Consider the following 22572-nt stretch of genomic DNA (forward strand, 5'->3'; position numbering starts at 1 on the left):
TTTTGTTAGTCCACCTTATCTTTTTCTGCGACATTTTGACCAACGCCATTTAAAAATTCTTGAATCGTTAATTGACCTTTACCTGCTGGTTGCAGGCGATCAATTTGAAGAACTGTCCCTTCGCCACAAGCAATCCATAGCGCTTTTTTACTACGTTGGATAATCGTTCCTGGGGCGCTGGTTGTTGTTTCAGTCAGTGGTGTCACTGCCCAAATTTTCCAATTGGTCCCTTGATAGGTTGTGAACGCTGTTGGCCAAGGACGCATACCACGCACTTGGTTATCAATTGCCTCAGCAGTTTTTTGCCAGTCAATTCGTTCTTGTTCCCGGGTAATATTGGGTGAAAAAGTAGCCTCTTCTTCCACTTGTGGAATAGGCGTGATTTCGCCAGCAATTAGCTTGGGTAACGTTTCTAATAAAAGTTCTTTTCCTAGAATGCTTAATTTTTCAAACATGGTGCCTACATCGTCTTGTTTCGTAATCGGAATTGCACGTTGCGATAAAATCGCGCCAGCATCCATTTTTTTCACCATTTCCATAATCGTGACGCCTGTTTCTTTTTCTCCTTCAATAATCGAGTAATGTACAGGTGCGCCGCCACGATATTTTGGTAAAAGTGAGGCATGGACATTAATCGCACCTAGTTTGGGCGCTTTTAAAATTTTCTCTGGTAAAAATTGTCCAAAGGCTGCTGTCACAATTAAATCTGGTGCTAAGTCAATCACTTTTTCCATTTCAGGAGAACCTGAAATTTTCTCTGGTTGTAAGACTAATAAGTTATGTTTTAAAGCTGCTTCTTTGACAGGCGTTGGGGTAATCACTTTTTTTCGGCCAACTGGTCGATCTGGTTGCGTGACAACCGCTTGAACGTCATAGCCTGCCTCGATTAAACTTTCTAAAATCGGAACAGAAAAGGCTGGTGTGCCCATAAATACAATTTTAGTCATCAAAATGTTCCTCCATATACGCTTCTAAATCTTCTGGTGCAATTTTCTCAATCATTTTATCGATAAATAACTCGCCATTCAAATGATCAATTTCGTGTTGAAAAGCTCGAGCTAAATAGCCGTAAGCCGTAACTTCCATTTCTTCACCTTCACGGTCAAAATAACGGACAGTCACTTCATCTGCTCGTTCAACGGTTCCATATGTTTCTGGAATACTTAAACAGCCTTCCACATCAATACTGGTTCCCTTTTTTTCAATAATCACTGGATTAATTAGTTCAAAACGACCAGATTCTTCATCGATTTCAATCACTGCCATTTGCAAATTTTTACCAATTTGCGGGGCTGCTAAGCCAATCCCATCATGGGCCAGCATTGTTTCATACATATCCTCTAGTAACTGCACAATTTCATCGGTAATAATCGTCACAGGTTGAGCCTTCATTTTTAAGTGTTCGTTCGGGTGAATCACAACTGGATAGCGCATAAGTGCTCCTTTCAAAGCTGTATTTTTTAAATAAAATTCATGGGTTCTGCATCAATGGAAAGCTTTAAACCACGAGCCGTTGCTCGTTGTGTATCGGTCAAAATTTCTTTCAATAATGGTTGGAGCATTGGTTCTTGTTTATACTTGATAATCACTTGATAAAAGTACCGATTATTGACACGCATAATTGCGTTGGGCGTTGGTCCCAACAAAATGGCTTGCGGCGATAAGCCTTGTTTTAATTTCGTCGCAATTTGAAACATTTGTTTCGCTGCTTCATTTTCTTCAGGATGGCTAGCCGTAATTTGGACCGTAAAATAGTACGGCGGATAATCCCCACGATGACGGATATACATTTCTTTTGTATAAAAATCTTCATAATCTTGGGCTTTTGCCAATTGTATCGCATAATGCTCGGGGTTAAAAGATTGAATGATGACTTCTCCCGGTTTTTCAGCACGACCAGCTCGGCCACTGACCTGTGTCAATAATTGGAAGGTCCGTTCACTGGAACGAAAATCGGGTAAATTCAAGGCGGTATCAGCATTTAAGACACCGACTAACGTCACATTTGGAAAGTCCAGTCCTTTGGCAATCATTTGTGTGCCTAATAAAATATCCGCTTGTCCTTCACCAAATGTTCGCAAAATCTTTTCATGCGCACCTTTGCGACGGGTCGTATCAACATCCATTCGGAGAATACGACTGTCTGGTAACAACGTTTGTAATTCTTCTTCTACTTTTTGTGTGCCTGTTCCGTAGTAGCGAATTTTATCTTGGCCACAGTTAGGACAGCGATAAGGAATCCGTTCTTCATGCCCACAATAATGACATTTCATTGTTTTACTATCCATATGCAAAGTTAAGGAAATATCACAATTCGGACACGGCAACACATAGCCACAATCGCGACACATCACAAATGACGAATAGCCACGGCGATTAAGTAGGAGAACACTTTGTTCGTTTTTCTCTAAGCGTTCTTGGAGTTTTTCTTGCAACGACATGGAAAAAGAAGAGACATTGCCATTTTCTACTTCTTGCCGCATATCCACTACATCAATCGTAGGCAAGGTTGCCGCTTGATTGGCACGCTGTGTTAATCGTAACCGCTGATAAACATTTTTTTGTGCGCGAGCGCGTGATTCCAAGGACGGCGTGGCACTACCTAAAACAACAGGGCAATGATGGTACTCCGAACGCCAAATCGCTAAATCTCTCGCGTGGTAGCGGGGGGTTTCTTCTTGTTTATAACTTGCCTCGTGTTCTTCATCAATAATGATCACACCGATGTTTTCGATTGGCGCAAAAATGGCAGAACGCGCGCCAACCACCACTTCCGCTTCTCCTCGTTCAATCTTCCGCCACTCATCGTATTTTTCACCTTGCGATAAGCCACTGTGCATTACAGCAACATGTTCGCCAAAGCGACTTTTAAAGCGTTGCACCATTTGCGGAGTTAAAGAAATTTCAGGGACAAGCATAATGGCTGTTTTGCCTTGGTTAAGAACTTCTGCAATGACCTGTAGATAAACTTCTGTTTTCCCGCTTCCTGTAATACCTTCCAATAAGTAGGTTTGGCTTTGCTGTTCTTGGACCGATTGTAAGATTGTTTCCACAGCCACCTGTTGTTCTGCATTCAAAGATAACGCAGTCGTTTTTTCAAACGTCTGATTAGCAAACGGATCACGATACGCTTCTTTTTCAATGAACGTTAACCAGCCATTTTTGGCGGCTTCATTTAAAAGTGCGGTACTGAAACCTAATTCTTTCATTTCCTTCACAGCGGTGACTTTTTCAGTGCCCAAGCGTTGTAAATAGTAAAGAAGTTGCTCTTTCTTCTTAGCTCCCTTGCGTAACCCCAAACGAATTTCCTCTAGTTGTTCAAATTCCTTAGCGGCTTGAATGAAGCGGACCATTTTGACTTTATTTCTCGTCGTAACTTCGTAGCGAATATCGACTTTTTGCTGTTTACGCAACGCCATTAGTTGAGGCAAAAGCCCACGTTCTTGCGCTTGGTCCCACGAAATTTCCTCTAAACCATAAAATAACTGATCTTGTAATTCTTCAGAAAGCTCATCCGTTAAATAAATATATTTTTGGTAATCGGCACGCATTACGCTAGGTAACATGGTTTGCAAACAAGTGATTTTAAAGGCAAACGTTTTTTCCTTCATATAATCAGCTAAAGCCAACATTTCTGTATTTAAGACAGGTTTTAAATCCAACACCGCCACTAGTTCTTTCAACTGAACATTGGTTTCGTCAAGAACCGTTGCAGCCATTGGTTCAATGGCTAAAACAAACCCTTGAACATGCCGATTACCGTTACCAAAAGGCACTTCTACACGCATGCCGACAGCCAATTGCTCATTTAAATTTTCAGGAACTAAATAAGTGAATGGTTGATCGGTTTGCATCGTTGGTACATCCACAATAACTTTGGCTACTTTTTGCATGGTGCATCCTCCTTTTTATGTAAATTCTCTTTGCCTATTGTACTAAAGATTGACTGATTTGTCTTGTGTGTCTCGCTGGCACCTTTCAGAATAAACGAAGAGAAAGCCTCTGAAATAGACAGACGGCTTTCTCCATTCGTTGACAATCATTCAATTAATTTTTTTCGTCACGTAAACGGTTTTCTAATTCTTTTTGTTCTTGTTCACGTTGGCGTTTGCGTTCTTCACGTTCAATGCGTAGACGTTCGCGTTTTTCTTCAGGATTTGGATCACTGATCACTGTTCCTGCTTCGATTTCTTCTAACGCACGACCCACACTTTTTACAGAATCAAAGGATTCAACGGTTGGTTGAACGCCTTCATCTAATTCATGCGCACGTTTGCTTGCTAAAATAACCAAAGAATATTTTGAAGGGACTTCTTTTAACAATGAGTCAATTGACGGTTTTAACATCATAAGGCTACATCTCCTCTAACATTTTAATATATTTTCCAATTACACGGTCAACACGGAAGTGCTCACTCGCGATAATGTCTTTAATTCGTTGCACGGCTAAAGGAACTTCATCATTCACTACCGCATAATCATACAGCGCCATCATTTCGATTTCTTCTCTGGCCACAGCCATTCGTTCTTCAATCACAGACATTTCGTCTGTTCCGCGGCCAATAATTCTTGATTTTAATTCCGCTAAATCGGGGGGTGTCAAAAAGATAAATACGCCATCAGGCACTTTGTCTTTGACTTGTTTAGCCCCTTGGACTTCGATTTCTAAAAAGACGTCTTTGCCTTCATCTAGCGTCTGGTTAACATACGTTAATGGTGTCCCATAATAGTTACCAACATATTCCGCATATTCCAACATTTCTCCAGCTTCAATCATCGCTTCAAATTCTTCTCTTGAACGGAAATAGTAATCTACTCCATCCACTTCGCCTTCTCGCTGTTTCCGAGTGGTCATTGAGATTGAATATTGAAAATCATTTTCTTCACTGTCGAAAATAGCCTTTCTTACAGTCCCTTTCCCCACTCCTGAAGGACCTGACAATACGATTAATAACCCGCGCTCTGACATAACGACTTCCTTTCAAAACATAATTTCACAGTATTAGTTCTATTTTGCACTTTTTTTCTGCAATTTTCAAGACTTTCTTGGAGATTCACTGAAAAAATAACATTTCTTCTTTAATTTGGCTTTCATAACTTGTTCTTTTTTTAAACAAATTACCTAGAATTCCTATACAGGCAGCCATTTTTTAAGTAAAATGAAGTGATGACTCCTTTAGGATGAAAAAACGTGAATAAGAAAGGACTGAGAAACATCGCACGAATTAAACCATTTACATTGTTTCTGCTAGGCTTAGTCGTCAGTTGTGGGGCCTTTTTTGCCCAACCTACTGTGACTCACGCAGAAGAAGATATTACCGCGATTGCTAAAAAAATGGGGACGACCCTGAAAGCGGATGGCATTCCCAAAGCAGCCATCGTTGTTGATGCTGATTCTGGAGAAATTCTCTGGTCGCAGCAACCAGATTTAGCGTGGAATCCTGCCAGTATTGCCAAAGTGATGACCATGTACTTGGCCTTTGAAGCAATGGAGCAAGGAAAATTTACAATGGATACGACTGTGACTGCTACGCAAAAAGATGTCGATATTTCTAAAATATATGCCATTAGTAATAACAAAATTACGTTAGGTGTTGCTTATCCAGTCCGTGAACTGTTAAAAATGATTGCTGTCCCCTCTTCTAATGTGGCAACTCTCATGTTGGCAAACTTAATTTCAGGGAACCAGCCTACTGACTTTGTTCATTTAATGAATCAAAAAGCGGCTGAATTAGGGATGACAAATACTACCTATTACAACTGCAGTGGAGCGCAAGCAAGTGCCTTTAACGGCCTGTATCAAATGCAAGGAATTGACCCAAATGGCGATAACGTCTCTACAGCTAGAGATTTAGCTTCACTAACCTATCATTTTCTGAAAAATTATCCAGAAATTTTAGAAATCACCAATAAACCAGTGGTGAAAACAATGGTCGGCACGCCTTACGAGGAAACGTTTGAAGCGTACAATTATTCTTTACCAGGCGCTAAGTATGGTTATCAAGGCGTGGATGGTTTAAAAACAGGCTCTAGTCCAACAGGCGGCTTTAACTATATTGCGACTGTCAAACAAGGAGATTTCCGTTTAATTGAAGTCATTTTAGGCGTTGGTAATTGGCAAAACCAAGATGGTGAATACGAACGGCATGTGGCTGGTAATGCTTTGCTGGACTATGCCTATACGACATACGAACGCAAAAAACTTTTAGACAAAGGACCACAAACCATTGATCACAAAAAAGTCACTTTGGCTAACGATTTATACGGTGTCATTCCCAAAGGCAGTCAGCCTACCTTTAAATTAGTAGCAGGGCAGGTGCAAGTCGACACGCCTTTGACATTGTTAAATAGTACTGTTCAAGCGCCGAAAGTGGCTTACCAAGAAGTTAAGCCAAAACAAACAACAGCTGAAGCTGCGGAAGAATCAAACGAACATTCTGGGGATACCACCGTTGCAGAACCGAATCATTTTATTCCCAAATCGATTGCCACAAGTGTTTTAGTCCTTTTCGGGCTGATTTTCTCAGTAATTACCCGTCAGCTTCAAAAACGTTTAGAACGTCAGAAAAAACACGGCAAAGAAAGCAGTAAAACTGCATCCATGCGGACAATCTTTTTAAGTGCCGCAGTTCTTTCTTTCCTATGCGCCGTTGGCTTGTTTCTTTTATTCTAATTAAAAAAAATACCACCAAGCGTGAAATGCTTGGTGGTATTTTTTATAAGCCCATATTAGAAAGCGTATTGACCACGTTCATCAATTCATCGCGACGACGAACTTGTTTGTCGACAGGGCCGTCAACTTCTTTCACGTCAATGCGAACAACAAAGTGACGATTCAAAGTAACAAACGTGTCTTCGTTAATTTGGATATTTAACTCTGTTTCAGAATAGCTTGCACAAGCATCTTGCCAGACGTCAAATGGTTCTCTGTCTGAAGCGACTTCTGTTTTTACCACAGAACGACCACTTAATTCTTGAAAGGTTACATCATAAAATTTAGTCATTGCTTTCACCTCTGTCATTTATTCGTTACTTCTATATTATAGCGTTTTCTGGAAAAACACGAAACCATTTTCTCTATTCGACATTTTGAATTTGTTCACGAATCTTTTCTAAGGTTGTTTTCATTTGAACGACACTATTTTTTATTTCAATTGGACTTGATTTCGAACCAATCGTATTGACTTCACGGTTCATTTCTTGAATTAAGAAATCTAGTTCTCGGCCCACTGGTTCTGTTTCGTCAAGCAACTGATGCAACTTATCAATATGGATATCCAAACGATCCAATTCTTCATGAATATCGCCTTTTTCCAATAAAATGGCCATTTCTGTTAATAAGCGTGTTTCATCCACTTGGCTACCTAACCATTCGTTTAATTTCGCTTCAAAACGTTGACGGTATTCTTGTTCAAAAACGCCCACAAACGCTTGCAGCTCTTGAATTGATTGGGTCAACACTGCTACGTAGTCAAGCAGGACTTGTTTAATTTGCGTTCCTTCTTGCACACGGCTTTGGTCAAGACTAGCGATGGCTGCTTCAAATGCTTGAACAAGAAATGGTTCAAATGTCTGATCAACGATTTCTGCTTCCACTATTTCGACAAAATCATTTTGCTTTAATAAATGGTTGACCGTGTCCCCTGCATCAAACGTTGCTTCCGGATAGTTTTCCTTTAAATGTTGATCTACCGAAGTTAATAATTGATCAATTAAGTCCCACTGCACGCGCACTTCTTTTTGATTGTTGCCGATTTTTTGGAGATTTACATAGACTTCCACACGTCCACGTTTTAACGTGCGTTTGATTACTTGCCGAATCACCAGTTCATAGGCATTCAGTTCCTTGGGCATACGCAATTGAATATCTAAAAACCGCTGGTTGACACTTTTGACTTCGATATCCAATTGATAATTTTCATTTTGAATGGTCTTTTTTCCAAATCCAGTCATACTTTTCATTGACAGGGTGCTCCTTTTACATGGATTTAATTGTTTTGCTTAATTCAGCAAATTCTTCGTTAGTTAAGGTGATGCCTTTACCCATTTTTTCGTGATCAGGGGCCCACTCACGCAAATCAAATTTTGGTGGACGACCATTCCAACTAATTAAATTCAATTCTTTACGCCAGCCACGAGCATTCTCAGATAACACAGCGACTTCTTCTAAAATTTCATATGAAAATTCTTCTTTCATAACATTCACTCCTTGTTAGTATTCCTTAGGTTATTGTACCATCTTTTCCTCGACACTTAAAATACACATCTCTTTTCTATCACCCTGTCTATATAAACATACGCAACTTTTTCAAAAAATCAGTAAAAAAAGCGACAACTGCTCGTTTCAATCGTGTCAGTCACCGCTTCTCTGTTTATTCTTTTTCTGTATAAAGATCCACCACTTCAAAACTTTGGCAAACTAACAGCATGTCGGGATAAAATTGTAGCTGATAGGGGGCCAGTTCTTCTTTAAAGAACCGCGCATGCTCTTCATACCAATAATCCAGCGTCAAATCTCCTTCACCTTCCGCTTGTGCAAAAGATTCTGAGACCTTGTTCATGGGCATAATTTCAACTTTGGTTGTTCGAATAATAGCCAGCGGTTGAGACTGACCATCTAAAATTATGTCGTATTGACCAGCTTTAGGGAGTTGTTCTTCTTCCATCTTATAAATATCTAAAGAAGAACATGTCGCTGTCTTACGACCAGAAACAACCAATTGACCCAAACGATTACCCATCTCAGAAGAGCCATCACCAAACATCCACACATCGGGCATCAACATATCTAATTCATGTTTATCTAAAAAGTTTTGCCAGAACACTTCTACATTTTTTAACATCCTTTGCTCTCCTTTTTATTTTTACTTCACGCAACCTTCTTTCACTAATTATACATAACTGATTGCTTTTCTCCTATACTATTTTTACAAAATGAAAACTAAAATAATGACAGTAGTATTTGGACAGAAAAAAAAAAGAGAGCGTGGGACAAAAATCACTTTGGATTTTTGCTCCACGCTCAAAAACTTATAAACGGCGGGAACAGAAGCAACTCCTTCGGAAATAAGCCGAAATTCTCCAAAAATTACAGAACAATTTTCGGAAATTCCTTCTTATTTCTCGGAGTTAAACGCTTCTGTCCCGACCTCATCTTTTTATTTTGCTTGTCGTTCTTTGATTTTCGTAAGTAAAGATTGAACATGCTGGCGTGCCGAAGCTTCATCTTCTTGAAGCATCTTTTCCGATAAAATAAAGGAACCGCCCACTGCTAATACTTCTTTTGCTTCCACATACTCTATAAAGTTTGTTTCATCAATCCCACCAGTTGGTAAAAATTGAACATCATAAAACGGGCCACTTAAACTTTTGATGGCTTTTAACCCGCCGTAAATATCGGCTGGGAAAAATTTAACCACTCGTAAGCCATACGCCAGCGCTCGCTGAATCTCCCCAGGCGTAGCTGTTCCTGGAAAAATAGGCACCTCATTTGCCAGACAAAAATCAATGACTTCTGGAACAATCGCTGGGGAAACAATGAACTGTGCACCGTTCGCTACTGCCTCTTGGGCTTCTTTCAAGGTTCTAACAGTTCCTGCGCCCACAATTAAATTCCCTGAAGCAGCAAGTTGTTTGATGGCAGGCAAGGCCAGCTGACTCCGAAAAGTGACTTCAATAAACGGTAATTCGTTTTCTACTAAGACTGATTCTACTTGTGGCAAATAGCGTAAATCTGTTGCAGTGTATAGTGGTAAAAGTTTACATGTCGCTAATTGTTGATACAGTTGATTTTTTTCAACTTTTGTTTCCATTCTGTCACTTCCTATTTTGTTTGGCTTTGGTTGCTTCGTACAGTCCTTGAATATAGGTCAACCCCATTGCTCGATCATATAAACCATAACCAGGCATCGCTTTTTCATCCCAAATTGCCCGCCCATGGTCAGGACGAATAACACCTTCATACCCTACGTCTACCAGTGCTTGCATTAATTCCGCCATATCTAACGAACCAGCGACACTAGGATGCGCCGTTTCTTCAAAACGATGCTCACCTAAATACTTCACATTGCGGAAATGAACAAAATTAATTCTGTGACCTATTTCACGAATCATAGCAGGCAAATCATTCGTCGGATCCGCACCAAGGGAACCTGTACAAAATGTAATCCCATTTGCTGGTGAGTCCACTAAGGAAAGGATTCGTTTCAAATCCGCTAAATTTTTAGTGATTCTTGGCAAACCAAAAATTTCCCAAGGTGGATCATCGGGGTGAATCCCCATTTTGATATTTTCTTCTTCACAGACAGGAATCACACGTTCTAAAAAGTAGCGCAAATTTTCGACCAAATCTTCTTCTGTTACGCCGGCATACATAGCTTTCAATTCTTGAAATTGTTGCAAACGCTCCTCTTCCCAACCTGGTAACCGGAATCCTTTTGACTGACTGTGAATTAATTGATACATGTCTTCTGGCTGCATGTTCTCTACCACAGCTTGATCAAATAACAACGATAAGCTGCCATCTTCATTCTCATACGCCAAGTCCGTTTTAGCCCAACCAAAAATAGGTTTGAAACTGTAGCACACTAAGGAAATTCCGCATTTCCCCAAGTTACGTAACGTTTGGCGATAATTATCAATATAGTGGTCTCGTTGATCCGTTCCCGCTTTAATGGCATCATGAATAGCGACACTTTCAATTCCTAAAAGTGCTAATCCTTCTTGTTCCACCGATTGTTTAAGTGCCTGAATTTCGGCTACTGTCCAAACATCACCTGGTAGTTTATTTAACAAGGTACCGACAACGCCAGTAATTCCTGGAATCTGTCGAATGTGTTTTAACGGAATGGCATCGCCTGCTGCTCCGTACCATCTAAATCCCCATTTCATTGCTTTCACCCTTTACTACATTCTTAAAAATCATCGTCCTCATCCTCTTCATCCTCAAAGGAAGTCATAGAAATATCCCATGCTTGCACACTTTCTTTGCCTTGCGCAACAATCGCTTGCGCCGCTTCAGCAATCGGTGTGCCCAATAATTGATGGTTTATCGCTTCTAAGACCATTGGTAGGTTGGTACCACTCACCACAAAGATTTTCTTTTGTAGTGCTGGTTCGAGTTCGTTAATCACCAAAACTGCCTGATTGTAAGGACTCGCACTTAATAAGTCAACCATGACCAACACGCCATCCCCTTGTTGGACGTTCTCAATCGCTGTTTTAATTTGCCCGCCTAGTGCTTGGACATCGTCTCCACTATTTAGATTAACGGTTTCGATATTTTCGGTTGCGCCCATAATCACGGTAGCTGCGTCTTTCGCACCGTCACTTAGTGCACCGTGTGTAGCAATCACAATCCCTAACATAAAAGTTCCTCCTTCAATTCAGTGGCTTGAGTCATTATTTCAAACAGTCATGCAATGACTCAAGCGACTGACCTTTTTTATAAATTAAATTTGCCTAAAACCTCTTTTAAACTAGTTTTTGGTGCAGAAGGCGTTGCTTGGAAATAAATATCTTCTACGCCATACACCTCATGTAGTTCTTTTAATTTTTCGGCATCTTCTTTGTTTAAATAAACTGATTTGGTTACTAATAAATCTTTTTCTGGATTTTTCTGTGCGATACCGCCGATGTTTAACTCCTTCATAGGGACTCCGTGTTTTACTAAGTCATAAATTACAGAGACGGTTTTAGCGATTAAAATACAGTTGTACTCTTTGAATTGGTATTCATCCCAATAAAATTTGGCTTTTTCCGGCGTAATGACAATGGTTTTTTGTCCTGTCCGACTGCCTGCACTTTTGTATAAATCACGCATAAATTTATCCTTTGCCACCACTTCATCGACAACGAAAATGGAATTAACGCCACTTTTTTGGGACAAGGTCACCATCACTTGTCCATGAATTAATCGTTCATCTACTCTTGCTAAATTTACTACGCCCATCTGATTCACGTCCTTTTCTTTTTATAAAATACCGACTGTTGCTAAGACAATTAAAATACCTGTTAACCACAATAATGCTTGCGTAACTTTCAAGCCTTTTTTCGTATAGAACCAATACACGCCCATTACGACAGCTAGCGGCAAGAGTCCTGGGACAATCTGATCAAGGATATCTTGGACCACAAACTCACGGCCAGAAAGTTTAAATTGAAGAGTTGAAGAAACTTTGACATAATTACCAGCTAAAATTCCCATCATGAACAACCCTAAAACAGATAACATTTCAATGGCTTTTTGAATCCCAGCACTTTGCATTAAGCCTGTGGCATTCCGCCCCATTTTAAAGGATTGTCTCGCAAAGAACACACCTAACAGTACTTGATAAAGGGCAAACGCGACAAAGGGGAAAATCGCACCTAATGCGCTACCTTGTTGCGCCCACGGCACCGCAATCGCAATAAAAATATATTGAACCGTACCTGAGTCAATCGCATCACCAATCCCCGCTAACGCGCCCATCAAGCCAGCTTTGGTGTTATACATTAAATCATCTTGCATCATGATTTCGCGGCCTTCATGTTCTTCTTTGGCCCGCTCTTGTTCCATAGAAGCCATCAACCCAGTAATGACCCCGCCGCCCCAACTTAATTGCGTATTGAAAAACAGCAGTTGACGCATATAAGCGGCTTTTAATTGTTCATCGTCTTTATATAATTTCTTTAAAAGCGGCATCATTGCGTACAATAACGAAGGCGCCAAGTAACGTTCAAAGGAATGGGGAATTTCATTGGCAAAATGCCAACGGAGATAGGCTTTTGTAACATCTTTATTGGTAATTTCTTCTGGTGCTAAATTCGTTGTTTTCGGCACGACTTTTTCTGTTGTTTCCGTCATTTCAGTTCCTCCTTTTTCTTTTAAAACCCGTCATCGTAATCGTCATCATCATCAAAATCAGTGGTGGCACTGGCGGAACCAGCACTTTCTGCTACAGGTTTGCCTTTTTGGACTTGCACAAAAATTAACGCAATAATTACGCCAAAGATGGCATACGTTACCATGGTAATTTCCAATGACTTAAAGACGATACTCATGAAGTATGCAAGGAAAAAGAAAACCAAGAAATCTTTTCGACCAATGACATAGACCGTTGTCGCAATCCCAATTGCGGCTAAACCACCACCGACTACTTCTAACACGTGAATCACAACGGTTCCTTCTAATGCTTTAATAATATCGGCAATGACTGGTGCCCCTAAATAAAGAGCAAAAAAGACTAATGGAACGAATAAAATAAATGAGGCAATCGTTGGATACCAGATAATTGAGCGGGCAATTTTTTTAGAATTTAGTTCAGCCACCGCACGATCGGTATACTTCCCTAAAAACGTGTTAATAAAGAAACGGAATTGATATAAATAACTTCCTAAAAGACCGACAGGAACCGCTACGGCGATAGCCGTTTCCGGCTTCAAATTCCCTAGCAACGCAACTGGCACAGCAATCGCTGCCGCAATTGATGGTTCTGCTGGCATAGAGCCACCTGGTGAAAAAACACCCATGTAAATCATTTGTAATGCTGCGGTGACGATCATCGCTTTCGGGACATCGCCCATCACTAAACCTGCTACTAACCCTGTCATTAAGGGCGAGAAACGCAACGTTAACGTTGCTCCTCCTCCAAGCCATCTGGACATAATTGCTGCCACCCAAAGCGCCATTATCAAACTTTGTAAAACACTTAACGTTTCCATAGTTCCTCCTTCTTATCCTTGGTTTTGGATATACTTTTCTAGCTCTTCAATCCCTTGACGTAAACGTTCTTCCGAAATCTCAATAGGAATTAAATGAACCTTTTCTTTTGAATCAATAAATTGAACCATTGCATCGAGTACTGCTTCTTCTTCTGGGTAAAGGCCCATTTGTCGTAACGACATGGGCAAGTTTAGCTCTTGATAAAAGGGGATTAATGCGTCTATGATGGCCCACCTTTTTTCCAATGCTAATTGATAGAAGATGCCGTAAGCTACTTTTTCGCCATGTAAATAGTCATGACTTTTTGGTAAAAATTTACTCATAGCATCATGCATGGCGTGTGCTGCTGCATTGCGGGCGTATTTGTCACCGAAGCCGCCGACTAATCCAGAAACAGCGAAAACAATTTCTGAAAGATGGACAAATTCAGGCGTGAGTTTGCCCTCATCCATCGCTGCTAAGGCTGCTTTTGAGTCCCGCATAATCGCTTCTTGCGAAAGCTTGGCGGTCGCTCCCGCTAATTGTAAAAAGGGTTCCCCTTGCAAATGGGCTTGGCGTAAAATGGTCTCTGATTCATACCATTTCGCTAACGTATCAGCTAAACCAGCGACAAAATAATCACGGGGCGCATCCAGAAGCAACTTAGGATCAGTGATTAAAAACGCAGCTTGGCGAAAGAAATGTTCCGTTTTGCCTTCGGCCGCGCCATTTTCTTGATACATCACAGCTAACGGTGTCCACGGCGCACAGTTACTAGCCAAAGTGGGGACCAAGCCAAAATTCAGATTGTTTAAATGGGCGCTGTAGCCCACTAAATCGGCTAACTTACCGCCGCCGACTCCCAGAAGAAAGTCAATCTGGTGTTCCTTTATTTGCTGTGAAATTTGTTCGGCGCCAAAATAACTACATTCTCCTGTGTAAGTGTGATAGAAGAATTGATACTCTGAATCTGCCAAGAAGGGCAAAAATGGCTGAGCTTTTTCAAAGGATACGGTGCCATGCACCACCAAAATTCGTTGGGTGTGATATTCCTTGAAAAGTGACGGCACCGAAGCTAAGGCGCCTTCGTGGTAACGATAAAATTGCGGTCCAACTTTCACTTTTAAATCAGTTAACATGCTCCTCCTCCTTCTTAACTAACGTAACGACTGACTTCTTGCACTGCCCGTTGAGGTAAAATACCTTGCACCACGTCTTCCACATCTTGCACGCATTTTTCTCCCATCGCTTGCAGGCATTCCCTGGTATAAGCGGAAGTGTGCGGCGTCATTACTACATTTTCAAACGCAAGATAAGGATGATTTTTCCGACCTGGTTCCTCTTCTAAAACATCTGTCCCAAGCCCAGCAATTTTGCCCGATTCTAAGCCGGCAATCATGGCTTCTTCATCAATCAAGGCGCCTCGTGCGCTATTGGAAAGATAGACGCCGGCTTTCATCTTGGCAATTTCCGCCGAGCCAATCATGTGATAACTTTCTTCAGTTAAATTGGCACATAAACAAATGATGTCTGCTGAAGCTAGCAACGTATCTAAGTCTACTTTTTTGGCTCCATAACTTTGCAGATAAGTGGCGGATTTATAGGGATCATACGCTAACACGTCACAGCGAAATCCGTTTCGTAACGTCTCAACGACACAACTTCCTGTGTTCCCAACACCAATGACACCCACAGTTTTGTTAAATAACGTCCGACCGACAAAATTCGCTCGTTTTTCCCATTGATCTGCTTTAACGCTGGCATCTGCAGCCACGGTTTGCCGTAAAACAGCTAGTAAATTTGTGACATTGTTTTCCGCCACGGCATCTCGTTCTACTAAAGCCGGGATGATGGAAACAATTGTGTCGTGCTGTTTTGCAGCGTCTAAATCGATGTTGTTATACCCAATACCATGGCGAGAAATCAGCAACAATTCATCTTTATGTTCAAAAAATTCTTTCGTGAAAAATGGCGTCACGCTAGCAATAATAATCGTATATCCTTGTAAACGTTCCGCTAACTCTTTCCCACCAATTTCACTGTCGACTGTAAAATGCTTCACGGTGCCTATTTTTTCTAAGCGCGTCAAGTGTTCAGGAAAAATTTGACCAAAACTACTGGAATTCACTATGGCAATTTTTTGTTTTTTTAACATGACTAAACTCCTTTACTGACTTTTTACGACTTCATGCCCGCCAAATCCTTGTCTCAAAGAAGCGACCACTTTGTTTGAAAAATGATTTGCTAGCATACTTTCATTTCGAGTAAATAAGGACAACGCCGTAGTTGGGACGGGCATCTCCAAACGCAATGCTTCTTCAATCATCCATTTGGCTTCGCCATTTGCTGCCACTTTCCCTTCTAGATTGGCTAACGTAGGATTTTCCGCAAAAACCTCTTTCGCTAAGCCCATCAAGCGAGCTTCAATAATCGAGCCGTGATTCCACACATCGGCTACTTTCTCCAACGCAAAATCATATTCAGCAGCTTCTAATAAATTGAATCCTTCGCCCATGGCTTGCATCATGACGTACTCAATCCCGTTATGCACCATTTTCAAATAGTGACCAGCTCCTGATTTCCCAGCATAAAGATACCCTTGTTCACAAGCTAAATCTTCAAAAAATGGGGTTAACACCTTGACAGCTTCAGGCGCACCGCCAACCATTAAACACGCTCCTTCCCGCGCTCCTTTGATGCCACCAGAAGTACCACAATCAATAAAATAAATTCCTTTTTCCTTAGCAAGCTGAGCATTCGCGACACTATCATGAAAATTTGAATTGCCACTATCCACAATGATATCCTCTGGTGCTAATTGCTCTACCAATTCTGCCACTAATTGATTGGTAATCTGACCAGCGGGGGTACTTAAAAAAATCACCTTCCTTTTTTTAAGCGCTTTCAATAATTCTGACAACGAATCTACAACGGAAAGCCCCTGCTCTCTAGCAGTCGCTCTTGCTTCCTTTGTCACATCAAAGCCAATAATGGGCCAGCCTTGTTCGTGAACATTTAACGCCATGTTCAAACCCATTTTCCCAAGTCCAATAAAGCCAATGTCCATTTTTCTTTCACCTGCCTCTTTTGATACTTCAATCATAAAGGATAAAAAAAATAATGTAAACGATTACACTAATTAAAAAATATTTTTTATTTTTTAGCAAAAATCTTGCCTACTCAAAAGGTAAAACGTTTTTATTTTTAAGGAGCTTTCATACAAAAAACACAAGTAAATCTCTTGGTATCACGTTCTTTTTACTGGCTACTTTCTTTAGTTGAGAGAAGTCTTTTCAAGACCCCTTCATTTTTCAGAAAAAAGATTATTTATTTTTTTTGGGCTTTTTTTAAAGAATTTCTTTTTTGTGGAGAAAAAGAGAAATTGTATTTGTCCTCTTTTTCCACTATAATCAGTCTATACCAACAATGAAAAGGCATTCATTCTATTTTAAAAAAAATAAGATTGGAGGAACGTGTTAATGAAAAACCACTATTTGGATCAACGGATTCGGATCAAAAAACCGAATTTGAGCCTCACAGAAAAGAAAATTTCCGATTACTTTGTTCATTCTGAATCATTATTGACACAAATGACGTTAGAAAGTCTGGCCAACGAAATTGGCGTCTCCCAATCTTCCGTGTATCAATTTGTAAAAAAGATTGGCTATTCTGGGTTCCAAGAATTTAAAATTGATATTGCTAGAAATTCTAATTATCAGCCGACTTTTCAAAACGTCAATAGCGTGAATGGCGCCGATGATATTTCACCAGATGATGATAGTATTACCATTGCTAAAAAAGTCTTACAAGCCAATATTTATTCCCTCAGTAACGCCACACAGTTCTTAACAAAGGAGCTGTTAGATAACGTGTTGGCTTTGATGTACTCTGCCAAAACGCTTCACTTTTTTGGGCAAGGAGGCTCCTCGATTGTGGCTTTTGATAGTTTCCATAAATTCATTCGGACCAACTATCGGTGCAACTACATTTTTGATTACCACATGCAGTTAAGTTTTGTCACAAAATTAACCAGTGAAGATTGCGTGTTTATTTTTTCCCATTCAGGCAAAACCAAAGAATCAATCAACCTAGCACGACAAGTTAAAAAAACCAACGCAAAAATGATTACGTTAACCGGTAACAGCGGTTCAGAGTTGGCAGGCTTGTCCGACGAAGCAATTATTGTCGTCACCGAAGAAGGCTTGTTTCGTGCGGAATCCTTGGCTTCACGGATTAGTTACTTAACGGTAATGGATATTTTATATACAAATACGATGTATCACAATTTTGATCAAAATGCCGATTCCTTGAAAAAAATCCGCGACAACATTAGCACGACTAAGACCGATCCGCATTATTTGTCGTAAAGATCTGAATGGTGCTTATTTTTGTAATATCGGTCCTCGCAAATTGGCTTTATACCGTGACTCTACATTTTATGAAGCAAGTGAACTATCATGGAGGTATTTCAAAAGCGACCAATTTTTTGGTCGCTTTTTATCTTGTGGGTAAAAATAAGTTAGAAAAAAGAACTTGGGGGTTATGTCCAAGTTCTTTCTAAATCTTAAGACAATTAGTTAATGCACGTGTTGTCTTAGCTTCATTTTAAATTTGCTTATTTCGTTCATTCCGTTACTTTAAATTGTTCGGACACATATTTAGCGTAAGTTTTATGTTTACTTACTAGCTCATCATGTTTTCCTGAACCAGTTACTTTCCCTTTTTCAACAAAGTAAATGCTATCCGCATCCACAATTGTCGACAATCTATGGGCAATAACCAATGTCGTTCGGCCCTCCATTAAATTGGACAATGCCTCTTGAACCTTCATCTCAGATTCTGAATCTAGGCTAGCAGTAGCTTCATCTAACATTAGAATCTTGGGATTCCGCAAGAATGCACGAGCAATTGCAATACGCTGTCTTTGTCCTCCAGAAATTTTAACGCCACGTTCACCGACTTCCGTATTCAATTTATCTGGCATTTCTTCTACAAATTTTCGCGCATATGCTAGTTCCAAGACATCCCATAGTTGTTCATCTGAGAAGTTTTCTTCTAATCCATACGTTAGATTATCTCTGATTGTCCCTGCCATAATCGCAGAATCCTGTGATACAAAGCCGATTTGACGACGATAATCTGATAATTTGATATCTTTTATGTCAATATCTCCAAATTTAATTTGTCCTTCTGTAGGTTCATAAAACCTTTCAATTAAACTAAAAATCGTCGATTTCCCGCCACCTGATGGGCCAGCAAAAGCAATTACTTGGTTTGGCTGAGCAGTAAAAGAAATGTCTGTTAAGATAGGTTCCTCTGGTGCATCTTCATAAGAAAATTTTACATTTTTAACTGATAAAGTCTTTTCCGATAAATCAATATCTTGTCCACTTTCAAAGTCTTCAGGTTCTCTAGATAACAATTCTTGCACTCGTCGTGTTGATCCTGCTGCTTTAGCTACTTCAGAAAATAACGTCGCAATGATTGGCATGGCACCAATAAGATTAAATAGATACATTAAGAAACTCATCAATGTTCCGATTGTCATCACACCAATGGCAATTCGATGCATCCCATATGCTAATAGCCCAAATACCATACTCATAAAGACCATCATCATAATTGGTTGCATAGATGCATCAAATATTGCTTCTTTTTTCCCTACATTAAATAACCGATCCACTTCATTTGCAGCACGAACCTGCGCCTGAGATTCAGCATTAGAAGTTTTGACTAAACGAATTTCACTCAACGTTTCAGTAGCAAGTCCATTAAATTGACTCATAGCATCTTGGCGAATGTGACTAACTTTTGAACCAAATGCCATTACTGGAATCATACAAAGGATTACAACAGGAACAGCAATTACCATAGCAAGCGACATATGCCAATCCATTTTAATCATCATATATACCGTACCAATAACTGTAATCACACTGGCAACTGTTTGAGGAAAAGTAACGGCTAACAATTGCTTAACTTGATTAGTATCATTTACGACCCGGCTGGATATTTCACCCGCTTTAACAGAGTCAAAATAAGAAACTTTTAGAATAGTTAATTTATTCCATAAGCGTTTACGCATATTTTGGATGACATTTTCACCAAAAATACCTAAAATTGTCCCTCCTAATGCAGAAACGAGTGCTGAAAATATAAATAATCCAACAACTTTACCTAATAAACTATAATCTACTCCCTTTTGAAAATTATTGACTAAACTTGAAGCAAGTTTTGGAACGTACACTTGGATACTAGAAGAAATCACAAGAAATATCATCCCAATGCCAAGCAGTAAATAGTTAGGCTCTGTCATCTTGATTAAGCCTAAAAATTCTTTAAACGAAAATTTTGTTTTATCTGCTCGGATAGAATCATGACTATTTTTGCCGCCTCCACCTACTGCCATTATCTTCTCCGACCTCTCTTCCATCCTTCAAAGCCACCGTATTCACCATTGAATTCACCAAATCTACCAAAGCCATCATGTCCCATCATCTGTTCTCTAGCTCTACCATATCTAGCTGATATTTTTCTGAAATGTTCCCAATTTTTATCGTCGCCAAAAATTGTTTCAATTTTATCTAAAAATTCTTCACTAGAAATATTCTTTTCTATACGTTCTAAATAATTATTTAAAGACTCTAGTTCCTCCTCTGAAAAGCCCTTAAACATTTCTTCATTAAATCCATTAGAAATATTTCCTTGAGTACTTAAACTTTCTCGTCCCTTATCGGTCAATACAACGAATGTGACCCGAGCATCTGATTCATTTTTGACTCGTTTAACTGCTTTAACAGACTCTAATTTTTTTATGATTTGTGTCACACTAGAAGGTTTTATATCTAAATATTCAGCGATTCTTCCAGCTGTTACATTTTCTTCAGAAGCAAGCAATTTTAACGTTTCAAAAGTGTTATCTGGTTTCTCCTCTATGCTAGAAGCAAAGATTAAGTAAGGTTGTTGAGCAATTTTTAATAGTTTATTTAAAATATCTGTTTTTTTCATAATTTCCTCCAAAAAATTTATTTAGTTTATATATAAGCTAACGAACTAAATAGTAATCTATTTAGTTTACTTTGTCAACAACAAACTAATTATTTATATGTAGATATAACCAAAATGAAAAATAGCATACAGAAATTGCCGATTTGTTTTATCGATTCATCTGTTCCTCTACTTAAAAATCTATTTGCCGATTCAATCATGAATACTAAAAAACGCTTGGCACAAGCCAAGCGTTTTGATTCTCTCTTTACATCGAACCTTTAAAAACATCTTTATTCTTAGCAAAATAATCAACACCAGAGTAAATGGTGAAAATCAAGCAGGCATATAGCATGATTTGATCTAGTGGTAGATGGAGTGCTGAAAATGGAATGTTGTTAATGAACAGTAAAATAATTGCAACCATTTGGGTAGCTGTTTTTACTTTTCCCGGCCAAGCTGCTGCCATTACTTCGCCATGTTCGACTAATAACAACCGTAAACCAGTTACTGCCAATTCACGACAAACAATAATTGCTACAATCCAAGCGGGTACTTTGCCTTGACCAACTAAGACGATAAAGGCGGTCATCACTAGCATTTTGTCCGCTAATGGGTCCGCAAATTTTCCGAAGTTCGTCACCAAGCCTTGCGCACGGGCAATTTTGCCATCCAACCAGTCTGTAAAACTAGCAACTGCAAAAATAATCGCGCCCACTAATTGGGTAACGGCTAACGTTGTGTCGCCAAAACTAATCGTTCCCCAGTCCATCGGCACCGACACAATAATAATAAAAATCGGAATCATAAATATTCTTAAAACTGTTAATTTATTTGGTAAATTCACTTCAATTGCCCCTTCCTTCTCCTATTCTATTTTACGTTATCTTGCTGGCAGTGTCACGAAAAAAAGAAAAGAATCTGGAATAATTGCCGTTTGACAGTTTATCCAGATTCTTCTTACACCATTTCTAACGATACGTAATCCCTAATGTAACATCCTTACGAATTAAAACTGGCGTTTTTTCCAGTGTTAAATCGGCGCCATCGACTTGAATGGCGACGTTATTTGAGGCGCCTAGGATCAGTGTTGCATTGGCGGCATTCGCAGGTAAAGCTGTTGTTTGGGTCTCTCCTGCTTGCAGGGTGTGTTGGTACGTATAGTTGCCATCGACCATCACGCCAATCCAGCAAGAGCCTTCAGTCCCTTTAAAGGTAATGTTGATTGGACTATTCGCATCTTTAACCGTTGCAGTCACTTGATTGTTGGCATCACTCACCACAGCCACAGCTGTTTTCTTCTCTGGTTCGCTTGAAGAAGACGGCGGTGTACTACTTTGTGTGCTACTTTCTGGGGCTTGACTTGATTCTTTGGGTTTTTCCACACTGGCACTAGTTGCCGGTGTTTGAATAATCGGTTCGGCTTTTTGATCTTGCCACATAATATACAGCACCACGACCGCAATGGCTAAACCAATTAACGAAAAGGCAATGGCTGGTAAGTTCCGCAGTAACCAACTGGATTGCTTTTCTTCGTCATGCAATTGCTTACGTGACCCTTCAAGCTCTTCATACACTGGCTTGGGTTCTTCGACAATTGCTGGTTCTTTGCCATCATAGATATCTACCAATTGATTGCCATCTAAGCCGACCGCACTTGCATATTGGCGGATAAACGCCCGCACATAAAAGGTGCCTGGTAAGGACTCAAAATCGTTTTGTTCAATAATTTCTAAATATCTTTTTTGAATTTTTGTCATTTGTTGCAGTTCATCAATTGAGATGTTCTTCTGCAATCTTGCTTCTTTTAGTGTTTCTCCAATATTTACGCTGGCCACTCGTCCATCTTCTCCAGTCTATTTTGTTAATTTATCGATTGTCTCATCAGTCTTTTTCAATTGCCA

The 22572-nt window shown here is 39.8% G+C and carries 24 protein-coding genes; 2 read left to right on the forward strand and 22 right to left on the reverse strand.

Annotated elements, in window-relative coordinates; translation table 11 throughout:
- Window positions 1–5: 5 nt before the first annotated feature.
- The 5 genes from fmt to gmk form a co-directional block, all read right to left on the reverse strand.
- Complete coding sequence (fmt, locus tag IGJ03_RS11605) at window positions 6–947, reverse strand: methionyl-tRNA formyltransferase (protein ID WP_002365369.1); 942 nt, start codon at window positions 945–947, stop codon at window positions 6–8.
- Window positions 940–1434 carry a peptide deformylase gene (def, locus tag IGJ03_RS11610; protein ID WP_002371656.1) on the reverse strand — a complete coding sequence of 165 codons (495 nt, stop codon included), beginning with the start codon at window positions 1432–1434 and terminating at the stop codon, window positions 940–942. Before def ends, fmt begins: the two co-directional genes overlap by 8 nt.
- A 26-nt stretch (window positions 1435–1460) precedes the next feature.
- Window positions 1461–3893 carry a primosomal protein N' gene (gene priA / locus IGJ03_RS11615; RefSeq protein ID WP_002365371.1) on the reverse strand — a complete coding sequence of 811 codons (2433 nt, stop codon included), beginning with the start codon at window positions 3891–3893 and terminating at the stop codon, window positions 1461–1463.
- A 154-nt stretch (window positions 3894–4047) separates the two neighbouring features.
- Window positions 4048–4350 carry a DNA-directed RNA polymerase subunit omega gene (gene rpoZ / locus IGJ03_RS11620; protein WP_002354916.1) on the reverse strand — a complete coding sequence of 101 codons (303 nt, stop codon included), beginning with the start codon at window positions 4348–4350 and terminating at the stop codon, window positions 4048–4050.
- 4 nt (window positions 4351–4354) lie between these two features.
- The gene (gmk, locus tag IGJ03_RS11625; protein ID WP_002354915.1) at window positions 4355–4969 is read right to left on the reverse strand and encodes a guanylate kinase; all 615 of its coding nucleotides are present in this window, start codon (window positions 4967–4969) and stop codon (window positions 4355–4357) included.
- Window positions 4970–5191: 222 nt separating this feature from the next.
- Between gmk and IGJ03_RS11630 the strand changes: the two genes are divergently transcribed.
- Window positions 5192–6673 carry a DUF1958 domain-containing protein gene (locus IGJ03_RS11630; protein WP_002403258.1) on the forward strand — a complete coding sequence of 494 codons (1482 nt, stop codon included), beginning with the start codon at window positions 5192–5194 and terminating at the stop codon, window positions 6671–6673.
- A 43-nt stretch (window positions 6674–6716) separates the two neighbouring features.
- Here the strand turns inward: IGJ03_RS11630 and IGJ03_RS11635 are convergent, their stop codons facing one another.
- From IGJ03_RS11635 to gnd, 13 genes are all read right to left on the reverse strand, one after another.
- On the reverse strand, window positions 6717–7022 hold the full coding sequence (locus tag IGJ03_RS11635; protein WP_002383233.1) for a hypothetical protein: 306 nt from the start codon (window positions 7020–7022) through the stop codon (window positions 6717–6719).
- Between the two features lie 55 nt (window positions 7023–7077).
- On the reverse strand, window positions 7078–7962 hold the full coding sequence (locus tag IGJ03_RS11640) for a YicC/YloC family endoribonuclease (RefSeq protein ID WP_002365374.1): 885 nt from the start codon (window positions 7960–7962) through the stop codon (window positions 7078–7080).
- A 16-nt stretch (window positions 7963–7978) separates the two neighbouring features.
- Window positions 7979–8197: a YdbC family protein gene (locus tag IGJ03_RS11645; protein WP_002381076.1), complete on the reverse strand. Its 219-nt coding sequence runs from the start codon at window positions 8195–8197 to the stop codon at window positions 7979–7981.
- Window positions 8198–8372: 175 nt separating this feature from the next.
- Window positions 8373–8843, reverse strand: a complete 471-nt coding sequence (locus IGJ03_RS11650; RefSeq protein WP_002354908.1) for an ASCH domain-containing protein — start codon at window positions 8841–8843, stop codon at window positions 8373–8375.
- A gap of 315 nt (window positions 8844–9158) precedes the next feature.
- Window positions 9159–9812 (reverse strand): bifunctional 4-hydroxy-2-oxoglutarate aldolase/2-dehydro-3-deoxy-phosphogluconate aldolase, encoded by a 654-nt coding sequence (locus IGJ03_RS11655; RefSeq protein WP_002354907.1) that lies wholly within the window; start codon window positions 9810–9812, stop codon window positions 9159–9161.
- Between the two features lie 4 nt (window positions 9813–9816).
- Window positions 9817–10890: a mannonate dehydratase gene (uxuA, locus tag IGJ03_RS11660; protein ID WP_033600546.1), complete on the reverse strand. Its 1074-nt coding sequence runs from the start codon at window positions 10888–10890 to the stop codon at window positions 9817–9819.
- Window positions 10891–10913: 23 nt separating this feature from the next.
- Window positions 10914–11366, reverse strand: a complete 453-nt coding sequence (locus IGJ03_RS11665; RefSeq protein WP_002354905.1) for a PTS sugar transporter subunit IIA — start codon at window positions 11364–11366, stop codon at window positions 10914–10916.
- A 77-nt stretch (window positions 11367–11443) separates the two neighbouring features.
- Complete coding sequence (locus IGJ03_RS11670; protein WP_002354904.1) at window positions 11444–11950, reverse strand: PTS system mannose/fructose/N-acetylgalactosamine-transporter subunit IIB; 507 nt, start codon at window positions 11948–11950, stop codon at window positions 11444–11446.
- A gap of 21 nt (window positions 11951–11971) precedes the next feature.
- Window positions 11972–12844, reverse strand: a complete 873-nt coding sequence (locus IGJ03_RS11675; RefSeq protein WP_002354903.1) for a PTS system mannose/fructose/sorbose family transporter subunit IID — start codon at window positions 12842–12844, stop codon at window positions 11972–11974.
- A 20-nt stretch (window positions 12845–12864) separates the two neighbouring features.
- Window positions 12865–13701: a PTS mannose/fructose/sorbose/N-acetylgalactosamine transporter subunit IIC gene (locus tag IGJ03_RS11680; protein WP_438711148.1), complete on the reverse strand. Its 837-nt coding sequence runs from the start codon at window positions 13699–13701 to the stop codon at window positions 12865–12867.
- Window positions 13702–13713: 12 nt separating this feature from the next.
- A complete protein-coding gene (locus IGJ03_RS11685; protein WP_375804778.1) occupies window positions 13714–14820 on the reverse strand; it encodes an iron-containing alcohol dehydrogenase family protein in 1107 nt (368 codons plus the stop codon).
- A 14-nt stretch (window positions 14821–14834) separates the two neighbouring features.
- Window positions 14835–15836 (reverse strand): D-isomer specific 2-hydroxyacid dehydrogenase family protein, encoded by a 1002-nt coding sequence (locus IGJ03_RS11690; protein WP_282897130.1) that lies wholly within the window; start codon window positions 15834–15836, stop codon window positions 14835–14837.
- A gap of 12 nt (window positions 15837–15848) precedes the next feature.
- Window positions 15849–16784: a phosphogluconate dehydrogenase (NAD(+)-dependent, decarboxylating) gene (gnd, locus tag IGJ03_RS11695; RefSeq protein WP_025190639.1), complete on the reverse strand. Its 936-nt coding sequence runs from the start codon at window positions 16782–16784 to the stop codon at window positions 15849–15851.
- 376 nt (window positions 16785–17160) lie between these two features.
- Here gnd and IGJ03_RS11700 point away from each other — a divergent pair, with 376 nt between their 5' ends.
- A complete protein-coding gene (locus IGJ03_RS11700; protein WP_002383224.1) occupies window positions 17161–18048 on the forward strand; it encodes a MurR/RpiR family transcriptional regulator in 888 nt (295 codons plus the stop codon).
- A gap of 257 nt (window positions 18049–18305) precedes the next feature.
- Here IGJ03_RS11700 and IGJ03_RS11705 read toward each other — a convergent pair whose 3' ends face one another.
- From IGJ03_RS11705 to IGJ03_RS11720, 4 genes are all read right to left on the reverse strand, one after another.
- Entirely contained in the window at window positions 18306–20090 is a 1785-nt protein-coding gene (locus IGJ03_RS11705; protein ID WP_077932656.1) for an ABC transporter ATP-binding protein, read from the reverse strand.
- Entirely contained in the window at window positions 20090–20689 is a 600-nt protein-coding gene (locus tag IGJ03_RS11710) for a MarR family winged helix-turn-helix transcriptional regulator (RefSeq protein ID WP_002359022.1), read from the reverse strand. The genes IGJ03_RS11705 and IGJ03_RS11710 overlap by 1 nt, the downstream gene beginning before the upstream one ends.
- A gap of 247 nt (window positions 20690–20936) precedes the next feature.
- On the reverse strand, window positions 20937–21515 hold the full coding sequence (gene pgsA / locus IGJ03_RS11715; protein ID WP_002365382.1) for a CDP-diacylglycerol--glycerol-3-phosphate 3-phosphatidyltransferase: 579 nt from the start codon (window positions 21513–21515) through the stop codon (window positions 20937–20939).
- Between the two features lie 124 nt (window positions 21516–21639).
- On the reverse strand, window positions 21640–22506 hold the full coding sequence (locus IGJ03_RS11720) for a RodZ domain-containing protein (RefSeq protein ID WP_002359020.1): 867 nt from the start codon (window positions 22504–22506) through the stop codon (window positions 21640–21642).
- Window positions 22507–22572 lie beyond the last annotated feature (66 nt).

This window comes from Enterococcus sp. DIV1315a, from assembly GCF_051712325.1.
GTDB classification, from domain to species: domain Bacteria; phylum Bacillota; class Bacilli; order Lactobacillales; family Enterococcaceae; genus Enterococcus; species Enterococcus faecalis.